The sequence below is a fragment of the Wolbachia endosymbiont (group A) of Volucella inflata genome (assembly GCF_947250665.1).
GTDB classification, from domain to species: Bacteria; Pseudomonadota; Alphaproteobacteria; order Rickettsiales; family Anaplasmataceae; genus Wolbachia; species Wolbachia pipientis.
In genome coordinates, this window is sequence record NZ_OX366338.1 from 1387754 (window position 1) to 1408698 (window position 20945).

The following is a 20945-nucleotide window of genomic DNA, read 5'->3' on the forward strand; positions in this document are numbered from 1 at the left end:
CCTTTATTGCTGTTTTTCTTCTTGAATTTGTGCAAAAGTTTTGCCAGTACCAGAAAGAATTGCCTTCCTACCTGTGTACACTTGCCAACGTTTTATCGTTACATCTACAAATTTTGAATCTAGCTCTATTGTCCTGCAGATTCTTCCTGTTCTTTCACATGCAATTAGTGTGCTGCCAGAACCACTAAATGGATCAAGTACTATGTCTCCTGGTCTGCTGCTGTTTACTATTGCTCTCTCCATTAGCTCTACTGGCTTCATTGTTGGGTGCAGTGAGTTATGTATTGGCTTATCATAAAACCACAGATCACTTTGATTTCTACCGCCATGCCACTCACGTTTATTGCCGCTTTTCCATCCATAGAGTATTGCTTCGTATTGTCTTTGATAATCAGACCTGCCTAGTGTAAAATGATTTTTTGCCCAAATGATAAATGTCGACCATTTTCCTCCTGCTTCTTCAAATACTTTTTGCAACGTTGAAAACTCTGATGATGATATGCAGATGTAAATTGCACCTTTCGTATATGCTAAAATATGAGTGCAAATATCATAGAGAAAAAGTTCGTACTTTTCACCTTGATTATCGTTTAATATTTTTTTATCTTCTCTCTCTTGGCTACTACCATAATCAACGTTATATGGAGGATCACAAACAGTAATATCTGCCATTTTGTCATCTAACAGCGCTTTATATGATTCAACTACAGAGCTATCACCACAATAGATTCGATGATTTCCTAAAATCCAAAGATCACCTGGTTTTGTTATTTCTACTTTTTTGTCATCAACAGCTAAATCAGAAAGATCTTCTTCTTCATTATCTAAATTATCAAGAAAGTTTTGAACTTTTTCCAATTCAAATCCTGTCATTTTTAGATCAAACTGCAAATCTTCTAACTCTTGAATTTCCACTTTTAAAAGATCATCGTCCCACTTTGCCCAATTAGCTGATTGATTTGCAAGTAGTCGAAAAGCTTTAGTTTGTGGTTCATTTAAATTATCACTTAAGACTACGGGAATGCTCTCCATACCAAGCTTTCTTGCTGCTTTAAGTCTTAAATGACCATCAACCACAGTTCCATCGCTTTTTGCAACTATTGGAATACGAAAACCAAATTCCCTGATTGAAGCACACATTCTGTTGACCACATCGTCATTTTTACGTGGATTACGCTCATATTCGATGAGATTTTGAGTAGGATAGTAGTGGATTGCTAAATTCATATAATTTAAATCCTTAATAATTAAAAAGTTAATAATTAAAATATCTCTGACGCTAAAGAAGGCCTGGGGTCAGCACCACCAAACCCGCTATCCTGGCTGAAAGGACCCACTTTTTATGGATTTCTCAGCTTATTAATATCTTTACCAAAGTCCATAACATAGAACATCAAAGCTAAAGCATCTGCTTGATTATCATCTCTAGGCTCTGTGGACAAAAAATATGAAAAGAGAGAAAAAGATGGTAGTTTAGCCTAATAGGTAAAAAATGGAGAAACTACCATATGCAATATTACATCAAAGAGGAAAATTGGAAACAAATTTTAGAGTTCATAAAAAGCGTAAAAGGAATGCACAGCAAAGATGAAAAACGTTTAAGAATATTCATAGAGGCAGTGTGGTACATAGTGCGAAGTGGTTGCCAATGGAGACTTTTACCAAAAACTTATGGTAATTACAGGAGTATACATAAGCGATTTAAAAGATGGTGTGAAAGAGATGTCTGGAAAAAATTGCTTGAATATACTAAACAAGAGCCTGATTTAGAAGTTGCTATAATCGACGGTACGATCATCCGAGGCCATCCATGTTCATCTGGATATACAAAAAACTCCAAGGATCAAGAAGCTTTAGGGAGGAGCAAAGGTGGCTTTACAACTAAAATACATGCGCTTGTCGATGCACTTGGAAATCCACTTAAATTTACTCTGACTCCTGGTCAAAGAAATGAAATTACGCAGGCACAAGTGTTGACCGAAAGTATCTATAACTCTACTGTAGTAGCTGACAAGGGCTACGATAGCAATGCCTTTGTTACAAGTCTTGAAGACAAGGGATGTACAGTAGTTATTCCGCCAAAACGGAATCGAAAAGTGCAAAGGTATTACGATGAGCATATCTACAAAGAACGTCATTTGATTGAGTGTTTTTTTGGTAAAATTAAAAATTTTAGGCGCATTTTTTCCAGATTTGATAAAACTGCTGAGGTTTTTATGGGTTTTCTCAATTTTGTTGGAGCTCTTGTATGGCTTCTCTAAAATTTTGTCCACAGAGCCTAGGTGAAAAACTTTTTTCACGTATCGCTTCAATAACTTCACTCTTACTTGCATTGCCTTTGCCTGCTATGAAGCATTTTATAGTTTTAACATTAACACCTTGGTAGGGAATATTGTTCTCTTCACACCAAGCAGAAAGGTGTGCTAAAAACCCTCCATAGATATGTGCAGCATCAGTTCCTAGGTGTCTTCTCACCTCCTCAAAGTACACTACAGAAATGTCTTTCAAAGAATTGAGCAAGTTACGAAAGTTTAAGAAGCACATTCCACCTCCACTGAAACGACTACCATGAAAGCTTTTGCTTCCACTTTCAATTACTCCATCTGTTAAAATTGCCCAGCCTGTTTGTTTGCCGAGGTCCAGTGTTAGGATTGACATTTATATTCAGAATTTGTTTCGCTAGGGTACGTGAAGCCTATATAATATATATTCAGGATTTGAAAAATTTTTGTCCAAAAAATCTTCTTCTTAAGCAAACTTTTTAGAAAAAACTTGGTTAAAAATCAGTAAACAGCCATTGCATAATTATTGGTCAAGACTTTTAGATTTTTATCTTAACTATTTAAATAGTCTATTATGCTACTATGATGTGGTTAGTTTCTTATGAAAATTTATCCAAATTGTAAATTTTGGGAAGATGATTTAGAAGTCCCTGTTAACCATTTGCTTGATCGTTTTCACAATACAAAAACACGTCAGTCTTGGATAGATTCACTTTCTGGTAAGCAATTAAATATTATTTTTCAAAACTCCTTTAAAGATAAATTAAACGCTCAACTCTTTGATGATGAAAGTTACGATAATACATCTGTACAATACAAACGTAAAGTGATTGCTAATTATTCCGATTCTCTCGTTACTTACTACTTGATTACCTGTTTTGACCATGCAAAACTAGGCTCTGTGGACAAAAAATATGAAAAGAGAGAAAAAGATGGTAGTTTAGCCTAATAGGTAAAAAATGGAGAAACTACCATATGCAATATTACATCAAAGAGGAAAATTGGAAACAAATTTTAGAGTTCATAAAAAGCGTAAAAGGAATGCACAGCAAAGATGAAAAACGTTTAAGAATATTCATAGAGGCAGTGTGGTACATAGTGCGAAGTGGTTGCCAATGGAGACTTTTACCAAAAACTTATGGTAATTACAGGAGTATACATAAGCGATTTAAAAGATGGTGTGAAAGAGATGTCTGGAAAAAATTGCTTGAATATACTAAACAAGAGCCTGATTTAGAAGTTGCTATAATCGACGGTACGATCATCCGAGGCCATCCATGTTCATCTGGATATACAAAAAACTTCAAGGATCAAGAAGCTTTAGGGAGGAGCAAAGGTGGCTTTACAACTAAAATACATGCACTTGTCGATGCACTTGGAAATCCACTTAAATTTACTCTGACTCCTGGTCAAAGAAATGAAATTACGCAGGCACAAGTGTTGACCGAAAGTATCTATAACTCTACTGTAGTAGCTGACAAGGGCTACGATAGCAATGCCTTTGTTACAAGTCTTGAAGACAAGGGATGTACAGTAGTTATTCCGCCAAAACGGAATCGAAAAGTGCAAAGGTATTACGATGAGCATATCTACAAAGAACGTCATTTGATTGAGTGTTTTTTTGGTAAAATTAAAAATTTTAGGCGCATTTTTTCCAGATTTGATAAAACTGCTGAGGTTTTTATGGGTTTTCTCAATTTTGTTGGAGCTCTTGTATGGCTTCTCTAAAATTTTGTCCACAGAGCCTAGAAGTTACTGTCAGTGAAATTGCAAGATCTGCATTAACTACGGAACTCATGAAATCCTACCTTGTAAAAAATAATAATAAATATGATAAGAAGTCTTTGCTGTTTCTACTGTTTCATGCAGATTACAATCTTTTAAAGTCTGTCTATCACTTTGAAAAAATACAAAGAAAGAGTTTCATGTCTTTTGCCTTACAAAAAATACCAAGACGACCAAGTACTCCATTTAAAGACTTTATCTCAGAGGAAATCATACAACAAATACTGAAAGAAGATAACATTAAGAGAAATGACAGTTTCGAGAATCAACTACAAGGTTTCTTCTATCATCAGAATCGTTTATATGTGTTAATACGCAAAGCTAGCGATATAGATTTGTTGTTAAATTCAAACAAAGTTATTCATGGCCATAAGGCAGAATGGATGATTTTGGATTTTCTACTAAATGGCACTCAGGTAGATCTTGGTGCTAGAAATATTGGTCAAGCTATAGAAATAGCAAATAGCATTGTAAGTTGTTACTTTGGCTGCGAATGTATTTTTGTAGATGTGCAGGATAAAAACTTCGCGGAACAGGTGCATAAATTTATAGAAACTTGTATTAATGAATCTGATTCAAATATTCGTGTTTTTGAGTTAAAGTTTCAGTCAAATCGTTTCAATTACAGCTATACTAATATCACTTTGACTGTCGCTCCATATGATCCTATTGCACCGGAATTGCATGTTTTAAAGCCGTTTGTAGGAGACATAGTGCCATTTATAGAGTCGATTAAAGTAATATTTCAAGGCAAAAAGATAGGCTTATTTTTCAAGCGAAGTGATGAGTACATAGCAATTTACTACTCTGAACATCCTCTGAATAAAAGGGAAAGAGAGGATTTTAAAGCATACATAAAACAATTTTATGGTCTTACAATCTTGCCAAGAGCAAATCTCTGATCTTCTTAATTCTGGCAGCTCTTGGGTTAATCCAAATCAAAATTACATCGAAGCAGCAAGGTATTTGTCAGATCTTGAATTAATTAAGATGCAAGAGAGGTCTTACATTATCTGCTCTCGTAGACAAGATAAATTAGATTGGCCCAATATAGTTGATCCATGCTGTAACAATGAGATTTTCATTGATGAGGACTTTAACGAAGCATGCGATAATATAATTTGTGAAAATTGCAACCGTGATATTTTACCTAATACCTACAAGAAGCAAAGATTTCACCGCTTATCTGTATATTTAAACCCAGAGAAATTTATGAATTGGTTTGAAGGTCAGCTAAGTGATACAAATTTTATGTGGCAAAAAGTGGAAAGTGGAGTTTATCATGTTGGTGGACAAGGTAAGATTGTAAGTTTAATCATACTTGATTTTTGCACCAATCCAACATTCTTAACGATAGATAAGCTTAAAGCTAATCCAACTGTATTAATAATACTGAGAAAAAATCCATCAAACATACCTCTTGATTTGCCCATAGTAAAAATGGTTGACCTTTTCTTTCAGCATAAGACTTTAATTGAAGTATTCCAAGAAGCAGCACAAAGAGGAGTACTAGAGTTCATACCAAATACTTCAATGCAAATCTTACATACTGCGTACACTCCACTTAATCTAATTGAACCTCCTAAAGCGAAGGAATTACTAAAGTTGCAATTGATAGAGGGCTCACTTTACGTAAACAATATAGAGATTCTAAATAAGAAAGCTGTAGCATGTATGAAAGTTTTTCGCATATTATTTGAACAATTTTTGAATGATTGTAAAAAAGAATTACCTCCTGAAAAACACATGTTGCTTAGCATAACTGAAATAGAAAAGCGCCTAAATCTTGATCCAGAAGCAGATCCAGAACATCACATCAGAAAACCACTAAACACAATCCAAAGAACAATAAAAACCACCTTAGCTAAAAAGTTAGGACTAAGCATCGAACGCAATGATGTGATTCAAACAGTTGGTTGACCTGGGTCATCGCGTAAAGATTATGGTTACCGTATTAACCCTTTTACTGTGGTAGTTCGTTAACTGTGTTGAAGAGAAGTAAAAGATGTTATAATGGAAAAAGTAAAATTTGTGACAAGGCTTGTGATCAAGTTTTAAAGAAGCGTTCTTTGGTTGGTATTTTACCCTAAAGTTACATCTAGCTTTAAAACAAAGTTTTTACCTCATCTAAAAAAATACAAATTCTCAATTACGTAACTTACCAAAAGCCTAAATTACTTCATTTCTTTTGCTTTCTTCAATCTTTTCTACTTTGTTTGTTTGCCGACTTTTGTGTTTGAAGCACATCTACACTCAATGCCCCTATACTAATATATACCGGATTTCTCACCACTTTTTCCGGGAGTTTCTGAAAAAAAGTTAAAATAATTTTAAGACAGCTCAGAAATTAAAGAGAGCCTAAACTTTAAGAACCCGCTGAACGGAACTCCTAGACACCTTACTATTTGAGTTGTTTCCATTTTGGAAATAACTGCTTATTTGAGTTGAGAGGCAATTACATGAGCTTTTGATAAAAACAGCCCCCCCTATATTCAGAAAAACCATTACTTACAATTCAATAATTTTCCAAAATCAATTATATGTGAAAAGTAACCACTATCTATAACATCATCACTTACATCATTAACGTGGATAAGTACTGGACGACATGAAAAACCTTTTGGACGATTTAGTGTATCTATTTTCTTTTGTACCTCTTGTATTATTGAATGACCAATTTTATCTTTTGAAAATTTGATTTCGCAAATGTAGAGAGTGTTAAACTTCGTTTGAATCATATAATCAATTTGACAACCTGCACTATTACGCGTTCTCTTCTGAAAAAATGGATTCTCGCTTATTATTCCATCAATTCCTAAGATATTATGTATACTCTTTCTATTGTTCAGCACCAAATTTTCAAATTGAAGCCCAATAATTGTATACCACTCTGGTAAGAACCCTATAGAATAGGTGTCACGACTAATTTTTCCTAGATCTTTTTCGATATATTTTAGATAAAACCTTAAATAATTATCTTGAAGTCTGTACCTCCTGAGTCGTGAATCAGTACCAGTTTTTATACTCCAAGTATGATCCTTTGCAATAAAACCAGCAAGCTCAAGTTCATATAGATACTCAGAAATGCGTCCATGTCTTACGATATTTAAAGTAGCACAAATTTCTTCTTGTTCTTTAGCTCCAGTAGAAAGAGCTCTGACTATTTGCTTATAAAAAGCAGTTTTTCGCATGAATAAATCTGAGAATATTTGATTAAATTCTTCAACTAAAAACCCACCTTTTGTAAAACAAAGCCTTTTAATATTTTCTTCAGCACTATGTTTAAAATTTACCTCCTCTAAATACTTTGGAATTCCGCCAGTTACTGCAAGCACCTTAAACTTTTCATATGCTGAAATATTTTTTGGCCAAAATTCGTTGCAATCAGAAAGCGATAATTCTCCGAGTGTTAAAGTTAACGATATTCTTCCTACGAAACCAGTACCACTAAGTATATTTTTCTCGATCCAGGATGAAGCTGATCCACAAACAACGAAAATTAGCTTGTTATTATTTTTTAGCTGTGTATCCCAAAAATTTTTTATTTTGCCTAAAAAGGTTGGATCTTTTGAGCCCATCCAAGAAATTTCATCAAACAGCAATAATATTTTTCCTGATAGTAGACGTTCACCAACTGCCCATAGTAAATCGCTCCAGTCATCATACCTAGCAAAAGATGTATTAAATTGTCTAGCAACTTGTCTAGAAAATTCATTAAGTTGGTAGGACATTGTAGTATGCTTTTCTGGTGGCAAACCTATAAAGGAGTAATATTGCTCGAAATACTTACCGAACTCTTGAATTAAACGACTTTTTCCTATACGACGCCTTCCTTTGACTACTACAAAAGATGCAGTATTTTTTTCTGTAAGCTCCAGTAGTTGTTTTAACTCAGTTTGCCTACCAATAAATAATGGAGACATAAAACACAAAATATAAATCTTTGTCTCCATTATACGAGATAAAATTAGAGACGTAAATAAATAAATTTTGATCTTTGTCTCCACTTCAAGCGGTTTTTGTAGCTTCTGTTTCTTCTTTTATAGCAACAACTTCAAACTTTTTTCTTTAACTTCACCTACAATTTATTTATAAAGATTATCTAAAATATTTCCTTGAGAGTTTTAGATAAAAGTCGTTATATTTCAATAAGACCTCCAAAATAACCAGCTCTTGTTGTATATATTCACCTAAATTACAAAAACTGTTCACTTTTTTGAAAAAATATTTTACAACAAATAAAAAACATGATAAAATGAGGCAAGGCTTTTTGTAGTAAGTAAAAGTTTAAGGTAAAAGGTAATTTAGAAATGCCTCATAATCGAGTTTTAAGCTACCTTACATAAGTAACTTAGGTCTTAGTAGTATAATTGTACCCTGGAGTCGTGTAATCACTTTAAATCCGCACTAAATGCAATTGTCTCAAAGTTGTATTTTTTTCATTAAATTTAAGTAATGTTTTGTGGTAATCTATCTAGGTCTTCTTTATTTCTATTTATCCAATATATTTTATATTTATTATTACTGTTATTATTTATTACTATTATATATATATAATATATAAGGGTTTTAGGAAGCTAGAATCCGCCTCACTGGCTGACTTTAGACATATGGTTTCTAGGAACGCTTTTAGGAACGTAGGTAAAAAAGCTAGCTCTCACGCAAAATTTAGATTCCTGATTTCTAATTACTGATTTAGGAACCTAGGTGTACAGTCCCAGAGTGTGATGGTATGATAAAATATGAGAAAAAAATACCATCAAAGGAGGAGTTATGGGACAAATATTACATGGGTGCGCCAAAACAACACAGACGATTCGTAGAGCAATACAAAATAGAAAAGAGAGCATAGCAAAACTCTCCAAGCATTATAACCTTAATCCAAAAACTATTATTAAGTGGAGAAAACGTTCATTTACGAAAGATGCTGATATGGGTCCAAAGCGTCCAAGATCGACTGTTTTAACGCTAGGCTCTGTGGACAAAATTTTAGAGAAGCCATACAAGAGCTCCAACAAAATTGAGAAAACCCATAAAAACCTCAGCAGTTTTATCAAATCTGGAAAAAATGCGCCTAAAATTTTTAATTTTACCAAAAAAACACTCAATCAAATGACGTTCTTTGTAGATATGCTCATCGTAATACCTTTGCACTTTTCGATTCCGTTTTGGCGGAATAACTACTGTACATCCCTTGTCTTCAAGACTTGTAACAAAGGCATTGCTATCGTAGCCCTTGTCAGCTACTACAGTAGAGTTATAGATACTTTCGGTCAACACTTGTGCCTGCGTAATTTCATTTCTTTGACCAGGAGTCAGAGTAAATTTAAGTGGATTTCCAAGTGCATCGACAAGCGCATGTATTTTAGTTGTAAAGCCACCTTTGCTCCTCCCTAAAGCTTCTTGATCCTTGGAGTTTTTTGTATATCCAGATGAACATGGATGGCCTCGGATGATCGTACCGTCGATTATAGCAACTTCTAAATCAGGCTCTTGTTTAGTATATTCAAGCAATTTTTTCCAGACATCTCTTTCACACCATCTTTTAAATCGCTTATGTATACTCCTGTAATTACCATAAGTTTTTGGTAAAAGTCTCCATTGGCAACCACTTCGCACTATGTACCACACTGCCTCTATGAATATTCTTAAACGTTTTTCATCTTTGCTGTGCATTCCTTTTACGCTTTTTATGAACTCTAAAATTTGTTTCCAATTTTCCTCTTTGATGTAATATTGCATATGGTAGTTTCTCCATTTTTTACCTATTAGGCTAAACTACCATCTTTTTCTCTCTTTTCATATTTTTTGTCCACAGAGCCTAGAAGAGGAAGCTATAATAGTTACATTTCGCAAGTATACACTACTGCCACTAGATGATTGCCTTTACGCTCTGCAGTCTACAATTCCGCATTTGACTCGCTCTAGCTTGCATCGTTGTTTACAAAGACACAACATTAGCAGATTACCAACTGTTGATGGAGAAGTTAAGTCAAAAAAGAAATTCAAACAATATCCTATCGGTTACTTTCATATTGATATTGCTGAAGTTAGAACTGAGGAGGGCAAATTACATTTGTTTGTTGCTATTGATAGGACATCCAAATTTACCTATGTTGAGTTGCGTAACAGTGCTACAAAACCCATAGCTGCTGAGTTCTTACGTAATTTGATTAGAATTTTACCGTATAAAATCCATACTATTTTGACAGATAACGGTATACAATTTACAAACCAGAAGCGTCATAAGTATGCTTTCCAACATATATTTGATAGAGTTTGCGAAGAGAATGTTATTGAACATCGTTTGACAAAAGTTAGCCATCCTTGGACGAATGGGCAAGTCGAGCGTATGAATAAAACTTTAAAGGATGCTACAGTTAAGAAGTATTACTATCAATCGCACCAGCAACTTAAAGAACACCTTTATAACTTTGTTATGGCTTATAATTATGCAAAGAGACTCAAAACTCTTAAGGGTCTTACTCCTTATGAATTTATATGTTATCAGTGGACACAGTCTCCAGAATTATTTATACTAAATCCACACCATCACACTCTGGGACCATACACCTAGTAATATAGAGAATGCTGTATTTAAGCTATAAAAACAAATTTACCAAGCTTTGAAATGTTAATTACATGGAGAAGTATGTATGACAAACACCAAGTTAGAGAGAAGCCGGATGTGGTGAAAGTCACAAGTCCGGTTTTGAAGTCGAGTGGGGAGAGGTGACTTTCTCCACTTAGATAACTGTACACAGCGCTAAAATCCGAAAAGGACCAGCTCATGCACTGAAATAAATCGTATCCGTTCAGCCAATGGCGTCAACTTAAGAACTTTCATTAGCAAACTCTCCTAAAGACATGATGGCGTTTAGGCTTATCTACTTTATTGCGGCTGTCCCGGTCGGATTTTAACTTTAGCGCGTATACTTAAAAAGGGCTTGAAAGTTTTTTGGCGCAATAAGTACCTGATAGAGTTTCTGCCTCATTACACCAAATAAAACTGAAAAATTTAAACGATACTCAGTAATTTGATCTGGGTTCCAAGGCCCTTGTGCATCACACATATGAAGCGATAATATATTGCACATGACCAAGTTTGCCCAAAATTCTTGTAATACAGCCTCTCCAGAAAAATTCTCTAACTCTGCTCCTACTTTGAGTCGTTTATAGCACTCCTCTATGTGCCACCTTAACACATAAGCTTTGCTCCAAAGTCTCGGTCAAAAACTCTGTTTCTCAGTTGGCTAATGTCAGCACTATAACTCTTACTTTCTGTCCTTTCATTTTATTTTTTAGCTTTTCATTTTCTAATATAAAATCAAAATCTAATTCGCCAGCGTTCCCATAGCTTACTATAATTTCTTTTTTGCAAGCGAAAAATAAAATCTACTTCCAAATCATAATGCTGCTGAATGAATTTTACTGAAGACGATCATAGATAAATAATTTGATTTAATAAACGCATTTGAGTGATAACTTCGGGTAATTGCTCTGCCGCCAACGTTTGTTCACCTATATTCCAAGCTGCAAGACGAGCACTACAAATCAGCGAAGTACACAAATCAACAAACAAATTGCCAATGGCGGCATTGTGCCTGTTGTTCCATTTGGTTCAAACTCGGATACAATTTCCCCAGAGCTGGGTAATCTCATACCAGAACCATCTGCTGCAATAAGTCTATAGCCTCTCCAACTCAGGTTCATCCTGATAGGCTGTTTGGATGCTTAAATTCTTGAAAGCCTGTATGGCAAATCTTATACCTTGCTTTAGAAAAAGCTTGCTTTGAGGGTACATGTCAATGGCTCCATAAGTTCACATTCTATTCCCAAACTTTTTTTAACTAACTTTAAAATCATAGAAAATACTGTCGAAAAAGGAAGTTTTCTTGTTCGTGTAAAACTCAACACAATGGATTTTCTGAAAAGTTTTCGAGTATATTATATTTTTAATTTGTAGAATAAGGTTTTTTCCTTTTTGCATACTTCACCTAAAAAGGACACATTTTAGACTTCTTTGTTGAAATAAAACAGAAACAAAAGTGCTGTCCCTTGCACTCTTTGGATAATTTAATGATAAAAAATTTAGAGAGAAATTTTATACACTATCGCTGATATTTTTCCTTAAGTTGACGCCATTGTGTGAACGGTTACGGTTTCCCGTCTTCACCATGCTGTGTCTGGATCGGTTGGTAAAAACCGTTGGAATCTTAGTACACTCCTGGCTTAAAGCAAAATGTAGTACGAACGGTAGGTGGATCTAAAAGATCGAATTACAATCCTGTATACAGCATTTTGCATTATTGTTTGATTATATTTATAGGTACAAAAATGGCTAGAATAATTTTCATGGGAGTAGATGTTTCCAAGGAAGCATTGGACATCTCAATTAATGGCAAGCATAAGCGCATAGCAAACGTGAGTGATGCTATATCTAAGTTTATAGAAACAAATATAGTCGATTTACCCATCAAATTATGTGTAAACTGGTGGCTATGAAAAGCTCATTATAAAATTGTTGCAAGATAACTGTCCATAAAGCTCACCCGAATCGGGTATATGCATTTGCCAAAGCTTGCAATCATTTTGCAAAAACTGATAAGTTAGATGCTAAATTACTGGAAAAATACGCTGAATTTGTCAGTAAAGACGGTGAAGTAAAAGGATGTATAATTTCACAAAAGCAAGAGGAATTAAAGGAGCTGGAGGCAGTTGAGCGTAATTTAAATGATGCAATTCATGCAAACAAGTGTCGCCTGCAAAGTGCGACGGGAAAAGCTAGAGAATACATAGAAAGACAGATAGGGTTTGCTGAAAAACAATTGAAAGAAATTAGGCAAGACATAGAAGACGCAATAGCTGAATTGAAAGGAAAAAATGAGCTTTTAATCAGCTATAAAGGTATTGGATCAAAGACGGCGAGCGTTCTACTGACAGAGGTGCCTGAGCTTGGTAGATTAGAGAATAGAGAAATTGCATGCTTAGTTGGAGTTGCACCTAAAACTAGTGAAAGTGGAAGAAAAGTTGGCAAAGCTCAAATCAAAGGAGGCAGGTTTTATGCAAGGAAAGCACTATACATGTCAGCTCTTGTTGCTATGCGCCACAACAGAAAAATGAAAGCGTTTTATCAGCGTTTGGTTGATTCTGGCAAAGCTGCTAAGGTTGCATTAGTTGCTGTCATGAGAAAAATTATCGTTTGTTTAAATGCCATGATAAAAAATAACAACTTTTATCTTGACTCTTAAGACGGTAGATTCCAATTTGCATGACAATATGGAGTATCTGCTTCTTTCATCCCAGTGGGATCTTTTATTCCATTTTATCAGCAGTTTGTTTTGCAGTATCAAACAATTTTAATCCTATAATCCCGAATGTAACTAAAATAAAGCATATTACTTCGAATAAATTAACTGGTTCATCAAATAGGTAAACTCCAAGTATCGAAGCTCCTATAGCGCCCACTCCAGTCCAAATTGCATAGCATACTCCGATAGGTATAGAACGTGTAGCGAGCGAAAGTAAATATGTACTAAGAGCCATGGAGAGTATGCTAATTATTGATGGTACGAGATGAGTAAATCCATAACTATGCTTAAGTGTTATGACCCAGAACACTTCAATTAGTGACGATAAGAGTAAATATATCCAATTCATGCATAAATTTTTAGGTTTAAATAGAGAGCTTTAGCCCTATGCTTCCTATTACAATTAAAACGATACATAAAACTTGAGATAAATTAATATTCTCTGTGAAAGTGGTTGCACCAATTATAGTTATTCCAATTGTGCATATTCCAGAGGAAACTGCATAGCATACTCTAATAGGTAGAAAGCATGCTGCAAGAGATAAAAAATAAATGCTAATGATCATAATTACCAATGTTGCAATCGAAGGCACAACTTTAGTAAAACTGTTACTAAACTTTAGCGTTACAGCCCACAGTATCTCTAGGATACTAGACAGCAACAAATATAACCAGCACATTTTCGTAACATTTCAATCTTGTATTGTAACAGAAATTGTTAGTTAAAACTACACTAAAGTGCAATAAATCTCTCTTTCGAAATTGCTTTAATATCAAACTTAAAATAACATCCTAAAAAACTTTTCTACGAAATTTAATTCCTGCACGTCATTTGCTGCATAAAGTGGTGTAGTTTGTTGCTCAATACCTGGTATTTCTACAAAAACTTTGCCCACTTCTTGACCTTTTTTAATTGGTGCAGGTATCATATCTTTATATTCGATACGCACCTTAATTTGGTCATGCAATTTGCGGTTGTAAGTTATGGTAACATCGTTTGCAACTGTAATAGGCACTTTTTTATCTTTTCCATAGAGAACATTTACTTTCTCAACTACACTGCCTCTAGCGAATATTTTCTTGGTGTTAAAATGATTTAAGGAATATTGTATCAGTCTTTTTGCTTCTTCTATTCGCTCTTTCTCAGTGTTTAAACCATTTACAACAGCAAAAATTCTCCTATCATTTCGTTTTGCAGATGCTACAATGCCGTAACCACCAGCATTTGTATAACCGGTTTTTAAACCGTCAACCCCAATATCATGAAAAAGTAGAAGATTTTTATTCTTTTGTACAATTTCATTATATGTCAAATATTGTTCAGAAAATAAATCATAATATTCAGGAAAATCGGTGAAAATCCTTTTTGCCAGCATTACCAAGTCTTTTGCACTCATGAAATGATCTTCGTCTGGCCACCCACTTGAGTTGACAAAATGACTGTCATTCAGATTCAAATTTTGTGCAACCTCATTCATTTCAGCCACAAAATTCTCTTCTGATCCTGCAATACCCTCGGCTAGTGTTATGCAGGCATCATTGCCTGAGACTATTGTAATTCCTTCAAGTAATTCCCTCACCGTAACGGATTGACCTTCTTTCAAAAACATAGAAGAGCCTCTCCTTTCCCACGCTTTTCTACTTACTCGAAATTTATCCTCCATGTGTATTATTCCAGCTTTTAGATAATCGAAGGCTATATACAAAGTCATTAGCTTGCTCATTGAAGATGGGGCCATTTTTTCATCAGAATTATGGTCAAAAATGAATGAGTCTGAAGCTAAATCTAAGACTACTGCTTGCTTTGCTTTGGTTCTAAACTGGTATGAGTATGAAGAAAAAGGAAGTATAAAAACTAATAGCAAAATTACCAATCTGCTTAACATATTTATAATTTTAAATTTACAGTGTACTAATTAATAGTATAATTTTACAGGGGCATTTCAATAGATCTCTTACATAAAAATTCCTTGACACCCTTCGCCAGCCCCCTTATCATGACAGTGAAGCTATTTATTTATCTTTGCAATCTGTGCAGGTTAATGACAAAAAACTTAGGGTATTTGGCGTCTCATGTTTAATTTTTCGCACTACGTGCATCGCATGTCTTTAGAAATTTCTAGGTTTTTACCTATATAAGCCGAAACGCGCTTACAAAGCGTTTAAGACAGCAAAAAACGTCAAATTGACAAGGGAGAATTTGAATGCTAGCTACTACGGGGTTTCTTTGCCTTTTTTCCTGCTTGGTAAATTTCTTAAACACTTACGGTGTAGGTTAGTTGCAAGTTAAAAGCAGCTAAATCGCTCTTAATCAAGCGTTTTAGAATAAAAAAAACGCCGATATTTTAGTACATAGTAAATAGCCAACCACCACGGGGCTTCTTTTGCCTTTCTTTTCGTTTGGTAAATTTCTTAATATTTATAGCTAACATGAACAAACATTTGAGAGTAACTTCCGCTAGGCTCTGTGGACAAAAAATATGAAAAGAGAGAAAAAGATGGTAGTTTAGCCTAATAGGTAAAAATGGAGAAACTACCATATGCAATATTACATCAAAGAGGAAAATTGGAAACAAATTTTAGAGTTCATAAAAAGCGTAAAAGGAATGCACAGCAAAGATGAAAAACGTTTAAGAATATTCATAGAGGCAGTGTGGTACATAGTGCGAAGTGGTTGCCAATGGAGACTTTTACCAAAAACTTATGGTAATTACAGGAGTATACATAAGCGATTTAAAAGATGGTGTGAAAGAGATGTCTGGAAAAAATTGCTTGAATATACTAAACAAGAGCCTGATTTAGAAGTTGCTATAATCGACGGTACGATCATCCGAGGCCATCCATGTTCATCTGGATATACAAAAAACTCCAAGGATCAAGAAGCTTTAGGGAGGAGCAAAGGTGGCTTTACAACTAAAATACATGCGCTTGTCGATGCACTTGGAAATCCACTTAAATTTACTCTGACTCCTGGTCAAAGAAATGAAATTACGCAGGCACAAGTGTTGACCGAAAGTATCTATAACTCTACTGTAGTAGCTGACAAGGGCTACGATAGCAATGCCTTTGTTACAAGTCTTGAAGACAAGGGATGTACAGTAGTTATTCCGCCAAAACGGAATCGAAAAGTGCAAAGGTATTACGATGAGCATATCTACAAAGAACGTCATTTGATTGAGTGTTTTTTTGGTAAAATTAAAAATTTTAGGCGCATTTTTTCCAGATTTGATAAAACTGCTGAGGTTTTTATGGGTTTTCTCAATTTTGTTGGAGCTCTTGTATGGCTTCTCTAAAATTTTGTCCACAGAGCCTAGGGTGCAAGCATGGATTAAAAAGGGATAATATTAAACTTTGTAATAAATCCCCCTAAGAAAGTTAGATATGGTTACGAAAGGAACTTATGTCAGAATTGTCGTTATTCGTGATATGCGAAATAAAGTTGATACGCATAAACCAAAAGGTACGGAGGAATGAATAATTGGAATGAGAAGGTCTAATTAAGATGTTTTCAATCTCCCGGCAAATAGTAAGAACCTAAGTCTAACGTGAAACGATTTCATGGAACGGAGTAACCACATGGAAGCTCTTATTATCCTTTGTTTAAAAAGGATAACTAAGAAGGTGGCCCACTGAATGCTTCTATGTGGAGGGATTGTTTAAGAAGCTAATGCCTAAAGTAATATTTGGGATATGCAGACGTAAACACTGTAGTTTGGAAGGTAAAGTTGTGAATAGTAGTGAATATGTTATGAGCCAACAAAATGTTAGGTATGAATGGAATGAAACTCCCTGGCGTAAGCTGGAGAAATCTTCATTTAAGCTACAAAAACGAATTTACCGAGCTTCTAAATGTAATGATATCAAGAAGATGCATAAACTTCAGAGATTATTACTAAAATCAACAAGTGCAAGAATGCTCGCTGTTAGGAGGGTAACTCAGGATAACAGAGGGAAAAAGACTGCAGGTATTGATGGAAAGTCTAATCTTAATAAAAAGGAAAGATTGCTATTAGCAAATTCTTTAAATATAAGAGAGAAGGCAAAGCCATCAAGACGGGTATGGATCCCAAAATCTGATAGGCCATCGGAGTATCGCCCGCTCGGTATTCCTACAATAGCAGATAGAGCAAAGCAAACACTTGTCAAAATGGCACTAGAACCGGAATGGGAAGCAAAGTTTGAGCCTAACACTTACGGTTTTAGATCTGGTAGATCGTGTCATGATGCAATAGCAGCTATATTTATCGCACTTGGTCAGAAAACAGCATTTATATTGGATGCTGATATTTCCGGATGCTTTGATAATATTAAACATTCTGCACTGCTCGAAAAACTTAATACCACACCAACTCTAAAGAGAATTATAAAAGGATGATTGAAAGCAGGCATTATGAAAGATAAAAAGTTTAATCCCACTAAACGTGGCACAATTCAAGGTGGAACAATTTCTCCATTACTTGCATGTGTAGCACTATATGGATTAGAACAAAATATCAAAGAAGAACTTAAGGAAGAACTTTTCCAACATGCGAAAAAGAAATATGGTAGAGTATCTCGCAAACAGGCACAAAATTCAGTTAGTGTAATTACGTACGCCGATGATTTTGTGGTTTTACACGAGAGCGAAGAACTTGTCCTGAAGGCAAAGGTTCTAATTGAAAAATGGCTAAAACCCGTCGGATTAGAATTAAAGTCATCAAAGACAAGAATTGCACATACACTAAAATCCCTAAATGGGGAAAAGCCAGGATTTGATTTTCTTGGATTTTCAATAAGGCATTATCAAACACGTCAAAATAAGAGTGGTTACAAGTTATTGATTAAACCAAGTCGTAAATCTATAAGCCAACACTTGTTATCTATTAAACATAAGCTTAAAGAGTTGCGAGCAGCACCACAAGAAGCTGTAATAAAAGAACTTAATCCAATAATAAGGGGTTGGAGCCAATATTACACCTCGGTAGTCTCAAGTAAAGTCTTTAACTTATTAGACTACTCTATGCATAACAAACTTTGGAAATGGGCTGTCTATAGACACCATGACAAAAGAAGGTGTTGGGTCAAAAGAAAATACTTTAAAAAGTATGGTAGCGACAATTGGAGGTATATGGTAAGTAACAAGCTATATCTTATTAGACATAGGGATCATGCTATTAAACGACATATCAAAGTAAATGGAAATAGGTCTCCGTATGATGGAGATTGGCCATACTGGGGGAATCGTTTAAGTAAACTACCAGGAAAATCATCGCGAGTAATAAAATTACTGAAGTTACAGCAAGGTAAATGTAATTATTGTTATCTTTGGTTTCGGTTTGATGATTTAGCACATGTACATCATCAAGATCGCAATAGACGCAATAATAACATGAAAAATCTATCCTTGCTTCATAAGCACTGCCACGATCAATTACATGGAAGTATGCATGATAAGCACCAAATTAGAGAGAAGCCGGATGATGGGAAACTATCAAGTCCGGTTTTGAAGTCGAGTGGGGAGAGGTGACTTTCTCCACTTAGATAACAGCTGTATCTATCTATATTTATTATAACATAACATTGATTATAATTCTAACATGGACAGATAGAGATTTCAATTACGTTAGTGTTATGGGTGTTAATAAATTTTTAATATACACCTTTACAAAAGAAGAAATCAAATGGCATCTTTTTTTAATAAAGTGCTAATAAAAGGAACGGTCACATTCGACCCTATAGATTCATTATCTATCTTCTCTATAATTTTATCAATGCTATAGAAAGAACGTTCTATTCTTGCTAAAATATAATTAATCACTTTTAAATCAATTTTTAACTGTTTATCTGAAAATCGTTTTATTAGCATAATTCTTAATAATTCCTCGCTTGCAGGCAAAATTTTTACGCTGATAGTTGATAATATTCGAGAACTTAAATCTCTTAATTTGAAGTTAAGCTTTTTTGGTGAAATTGAAGAAGTGATTAGCAGCCTCTTGTCACTTTCTTTCATGTAATTGTAACAATGTAATAACATTGCTTCATCTTTAATGTTTTGTACGTCTTCTAAAATAAAAGCATCGCTATACCTAATCTCGCTTACGAAGTTATTCACATTGATAAAAATTGCATCGTTTATTGATTGCCAAATATGAGCAAGATGAGTTTTACCGGAGCTTTTAGGTCCAAAAAGAATCAGACATTTCCAAGATAAATCATTAACTACCGAATTATACACGTGCTTATTTTCATCTAAGACGATGTAATTTTGCCGACTATAATCAGCTTGATTGTTGTTAAATAAATTTAATTGCACGTTGAACCTCTTACGTAACCTCTTTCTGGTAGTAATTTTTGCGCAGAAATTTACTTACGCTCCTCAAATGTGTCAGGTATTCTGGGCTCATTTCTCCTCTTACCATAAATTGATTATGCAAAAGGTCTGTTAGCCGTTTTTATAAAGCTCACTTTTAAAATATTTATTGATTGCATATTCTACTGATACATTGAACATTGCTATTATTGGAATAAAAAGTAATATACCTATAAATCCAAAATATGAAGCGCATATAGTAATTCCCAGAATAATTACAGTTGGATGTATATGAACTTTTTTTCCTATTAATAAAGGAACTAATATGTTTGAATCTATTAATTGCCCAACACCAAATAATAGCAAAACAGCAGCACTTTCAAACCATCCACTAAATTGAGTGATAGCGCTCAAAAACCCAATAATGGTATATAATAATGGCCCTACGTAAGGTATGAACGTTAACATTCCTGATAAAATTCCAATAACAATAGAGTGTTTCAATCCGATTATGCTCAGGCTTACAGAGTAAAAGATCATCATGACAATACATACATTTACCTGCCCCTTTAGATAATTAGATATAATGAAATCCACTTTGAAAAAATAATCTGCAATTTTTCCCCTGTAAGGAATAGGGATTAATTTATTAGCTTTTTCTATAATTAAAGGCCAATCACGTAATATATAGAAAAACACTACAGGAGTAATCACCATTAATGATACCGTGTTAAAGCTTGAACTTAACACTTGGATTATAAAGTTACTAGCAATATCAAGAGCATTCATGAAATAAGATACATAGTTGCTGTAATTTTCTGCTAGATTTTTAGATAAGTGATCAAATAAGCTATCCTCGATTTTTATATTAAGAAATTCTAATACAGAGGGGATTACTTTAAGCTTTAATGAAGGCACTCTACTCACTAAGAAATTTAATATTGAAGTAATTTGAACATATATAATAGGTAAAACAAATGTTATGACTAGTATAAAAGCTATTAATAAAACAAGTATTATAAAAATTACAGAACATGAACGTGGTATTCTATACTTTTCAAACTTGACTACTAGCGGATTAAACAAATATGCAATAATAATAGATATTAAACATGGAAAAATCATAGGACGCATCAGGAATAACATCCCTATTATAAAAAGCAGTATGAAACAAATAGTTATATGACGTTTTTGCATGTGTTTAGCATAGCTAATTTACTGAAAAATATGCAATTTATTTTTCCTATGTTGAAAGTATTTTACGATTTGTAATACTAT

Annotated in this window: 17 protein-coding genes and 5 pseudogenes; 11 read left to right on the plus strand and 11 right to left on the minus strand. The window is 34.3% G+C overall.

Annotated elements, in window-relative coordinates; translation table 11 throughout:
- Positions 1-3 precede the first annotated feature (3 nt).
- Positions 4-1227: a DNA modification methylase gene (locus OOK85_RS07110; RefSeq protein WP_264703057.1), complete on the minus strand. Its 1224-nt coding sequence runs from the start codon at positions 1225-1227 to the stop codon at positions 4-6.
- A 113-nt stretch (positions 1228-1340) separates the two neighbouring features.
- Positions 1341-1430 (minus strand): annotated as a pseudogene (locus OOK85_RS07115) (Holliday junction resolvase); the annotation flags it as partial.
- 78 nt (positions 1431-1508) lie between these two features.
- Here OOK85_RS07115 and OOK85_RS07120 point away from each other — a divergent pair.
- Positions 1509-2261: an IS5 family transposase gene (locus OOK85_RS07120; RefSeq protein ID WP_264702164.1), complete on the plus strand. Its 753-nt coding sequence runs from the start codon at positions 1509-1511 to the stop codon at positions 2259-2261.
- On the opposite strand, the gene OOK85_RS07125 is transcribed toward OOK85_RS07120, so the two are convergent.
- A complete protein-coding gene (locus tag OOK85_RS07125; RefSeq protein ID WP_264702385.1) occupies positions 2227-2658 on the minus strand; it encodes a Holliday junction resolvase in 432 nt (143 codons plus the stop codon). The genes OOK85_RS07120 and OOK85_RS07125 overlap by 35 nt on opposite strands.
- A gap of 225 nt (positions 2659-2883) precedes the next feature.
- Between OOK85_RS07125 and OOK85_RS07130 the strand changes: the two genes are divergently transcribed.
- From OOK85_RS07130 to OOK85_RS07145, 4 genes are read left to right on the plus strand one after another with little or no spacing between them, the layout of a single operon-like run.
- Entirely contained in the window at positions 2884-3231 is a 348-nt protein-coding gene (locus OOK85_RS07130) for a hypothetical protein (protein ID WP_264702383.1), read from the plus strand.
- 26 nt (positions 3232-3257) lie between these two features.
- On the plus strand, positions 3258-4010 hold the full coding sequence (locus OOK85_RS07135; protein ID WP_264702381.1) for an IS5 family transposase: 753 nt from the start codon (positions 3258-3260) through the stop codon (positions 4008-4010).
- Complete coding sequence (locus OOK85_RS07140) at positions 3998-4969, plus strand: hypothetical protein (protein WP_264703059.1); 972 nt, start codon at positions 3998-4000, stop codon at positions 4967-4969. The genes OOK85_RS07135 and OOK85_RS07140 overlap by 13 nt, the downstream gene beginning before the upstream one ends.
- A complete protein-coding gene (locus OOK85_RS07145; protein ID WP_264703061.1) occupies positions 4935-5987 on the plus strand; it encodes a hypothetical protein in 1053 nt (350 codons plus the stop codon). The genes OOK85_RS07140 and OOK85_RS07145 overlap by 35 nt, the downstream gene beginning before the upstream one ends.
- A 584-nt stretch (positions 5988-6571) precedes the next feature.
- On the opposite strand, the gene OOK85_RS07150 is transcribed toward OOK85_RS07145, so the two are convergent.
- Positions 6572-7990 (minus strand): AAA family ATPase, encoded by a 1419-nt coding sequence (locus OOK85_RS07150; protein ID WP_264703067.1) that lies wholly within the window; start codon positions 7988-7990, stop codon positions 6572-6574.
- An 850-nt stretch (positions 7991-8840) separates the two neighbouring features.
- Between OOK85_RS07150 and OOK85_RS07155 the strand changes: the two are divergent.
- Positions 8841-9038 (plus strand): annotated as a pseudogene (locus OOK85_RS07155) (IS481 family transposase); the annotation flags it as partial.
- An 18-nt stretch (positions 9039-9056) separates the two neighbouring features.
- Here OOK85_RS07155 and OOK85_RS07160 read toward each other — a convergent pair.
- Positions 9057-9809 carry an IS5 family transposase gene (locus tag OOK85_RS07160; protein ID WP_264702164.1) on the minus strand — a complete coding sequence of 251 codons (753 nt, stop codon included), beginning with the start codon at positions 9807-9809 and terminating at the stop codon, positions 9057-9059.
- Between the two features lie 76 nt (positions 9810-9885).
- Here OOK85_RS07160 and OOK85_RS07165 point away from each other — a divergent pair.
- Positions 9886-10644 (plus strand): annotated as a pseudogene (locus tag OOK85_RS07165) (IS481 family transposase); the annotation flags it as partial.
- Between the two features lie 269 nt (positions 10645-10913).
- Here OOK85_RS07165 and OOK85_RS07170 read toward each other — a convergent pair.
- Positions 10914-12057 (minus strand): annotated as a pseudogene (locus OOK85_RS07170) (IS4 family transposase).
- 347 nt (positions 12058-12404) lie between these two features.
- On the opposite strand from OOK85_RS07170, the pseudogene OOK85_RS08045 reads away from it, so the two are divergent.
- Positions 12405-13318, plus strand: a pseudogene (locus tag OOK85_RS08045) (IS110 family transposase).
- 64 nt (positions 13319-13382) lie between these two features.
- On the opposite strand, the gene OOK85_RS07180 reads toward OOK85_RS08045, so the two are convergent.
- The 3 genes from OOK85_RS07180 to OOK85_RS07190 form a co-directional block, all read right to left on the minus strand.
- Complete coding sequence (locus OOK85_RS07180; RefSeq protein ID WP_264703071.1) at positions 13383-13727, minus strand: DMT family transporter; 345 nt, start codon at positions 13725-13727, stop codon at positions 13383-13385.
- Positions 13728-13743: 16 nt separating this feature from the next.
- Positions 13744-14058 carry a DMT family transporter gene (locus tag OOK85_RS07185; protein WP_010082606.1) on the minus strand — a complete coding sequence of 105 codons (315 nt, stop codon included), beginning with the start codon at positions 14056-14058 and terminating at the stop codon, positions 13744-13746.
- Positions 14059-14157: 99 nt separating this feature from the next.
- Entirely contained in the window at positions 14158-15264 is a 1107-nt protein-coding gene (locus tag OOK85_RS07190) for a D-alanyl-D-alanine carboxypeptidase family protein (RefSeq protein WP_264703074.1), read from the minus strand.
- A 654-nt stretch (positions 15265-15918) separates the two neighbouring features.
- On the opposite strand from OOK85_RS07190, the gene OOK85_RS07195 reads away from it, so the two are divergent.
- The 3 genes from OOK85_RS07195 to OOK85_RS07205 all read left to right on the plus strand — a co-directional run bounded on the left by OOK85_RS07195 (position 15919) and on the right by OOK85_RS07205 (position 18884).
- Positions 15919-16671, plus strand: coding sequence for an IS5 family transposase (locus OOK85_RS07195; RefSeq protein ID WP_264702164.1), 753 nt, complete (start codon positions 15919-15921; stop codon positions 16669-16671).
- Between the two features lie 359 nt (positions 16672-17030).
- Entirely contained in the window at positions 17031-17753 is a 723-nt protein-coding gene (locus tag OOK85_RS07200) for a reverse transcriptase N-terminal domain-containing protein (protein ID WP_264703076.1), read from the plus strand.
- 15 nt (positions 17754-17768) lie between these two features.
- The gene (locus OOK85_RS07205) at positions 17769-18884 is read left to right on the plus strand and encodes a group II intron maturase-specific domain-containing protein (protein ID WP_264703078.1); all 1116 of its coding nucleotides are present in this window, start codon (positions 17769-17771) and stop codon (positions 18882-18884) included.
- A gap of 150 nt (positions 18885-19034) precedes the next feature.
- On the opposite strand, the gene OOK85_RS07210 is transcribed toward OOK85_RS07205, so the two are convergent.
- Entirely contained in the window at positions 19035-19670 is a 636-nt protein-coding gene (locus tag OOK85_RS07210) for a DnaA ATPase domain-containing protein (protein ID WP_077188602.1), read from the minus strand.
- A gap of 129 nt (positions 19671-19799) precedes the next feature.
- On the minus strand, positions 19800-20864 hold the full coding sequence (locus OOK85_RS07215) for an AI-2E family transporter (protein ID WP_319803668.1): 1065 nt from the start codon (positions 20862-20864) through the stop codon (positions 19800-19802).
- Positions 20865-20945: the final 81 nt, after the last annotated feature.

Bases quoted from the DNA above. Each gene is read 5' to 3' on its own strand.
- OOK85_RS07110 (WP_264703057.1), bottom strand. From the start codon at position 1,227: ATGAATTTAGCAATCCACTACTATCCTACTCAAAATCTCATCGAATAT.
- OOK85_RS07120 (WP_264702164.1), top strand. From the start codon at position 1,509: ATGCAATATTACATCAAAGAGGAAAATTGGAAACAAATTTTAGAGTTC.
- OOK85_RS07125 (WP_264702385.1), bottom strand. From the start codon at position 2,658: ATGTCAATCCTAACACTGGACCTCGGCAAACAAACAGGCTGGGCAATT.
- OOK85_RS07130 (WP_264702383.1), top strand. From the start codon at position 2,884: ATGAAAATTTATCCAAATTGTAAATTTTGGGAAGATGATTTAGAAGTC.
- OOK85_RS07135 (WP_264702381.1), top strand. From the start codon at position 3,258: ATGCAATATTACATCAAAGAGGAAAATTGGAAACAAATTTTAGAGTTC.
- OOK85_RS07140 (WP_264703059.1), top strand. From the start codon at position 3,998: ATGGCTTCTCTAAAATTTTGTCCACAGAGCCTAGAAGTTACTGTCAGT.
- OOK85_RS07145 (WP_264703061.1), top strand. From the start codon at position 4,935: ATGGTCTTACAATCTTGCCAAGAGCAAATCTCTGATCTTCTTAATTCT.
- OOK85_RS07150 (WP_264703067.1), bottom strand. From the start codon at position 7,990: ATGTCTCCATTATTTATTGGTAGGCAAACTGAGTTAAAACAACTACTG.
- OOK85_RS07160 (WP_264702164.1), bottom strand. From the start codon at position 9,809: ATGCAATATTACATCAAAGAGGAAAATTGGAAACAAATTTTAGAGTTC.
- OOK85_RS07180 (WP_264703071.1), bottom strand. From the start codon at position 13,727: ATGAATTGGATATATTTACTCTTATCGTCACTAATTGAAGTGTTCTGG.
- OOK85_RS07185 (WP_010082606.1), bottom strand. From the start codon at position 14,058: ATGTGCTGGTTATATTTGTTGCTGTCTAGTATCCTAGAGATACTGTGG.
- OOK85_RS07190 (WP_264703074.1), bottom strand. From the start codon at position 15,264: ATGTTAAGCAGATTGGTAATTTTGCTATTAGTTTTTATACTTCCTTTT.
- OOK85_RS07195 (WP_264702164.1), top strand. From the start codon at position 15,919: ATGCAATATTACATCAAAGAGGAAAATTGGAAACAAATTTTAGAGTTC.
- OOK85_RS07205 (WP_264703078.1), top strand. From the start codon at position 17,769: ATGAAAGATAAAAAGTTTAATCCCACTAAACGTGGCACAATTCAAGGT.
- OOK85_RS07215 (WP_319803668.1), bottom strand. From the start codon at position 20,864: ATGCAAAAACGTCATATAACTATTTGTTTCATACTGCTTTTTATAATA.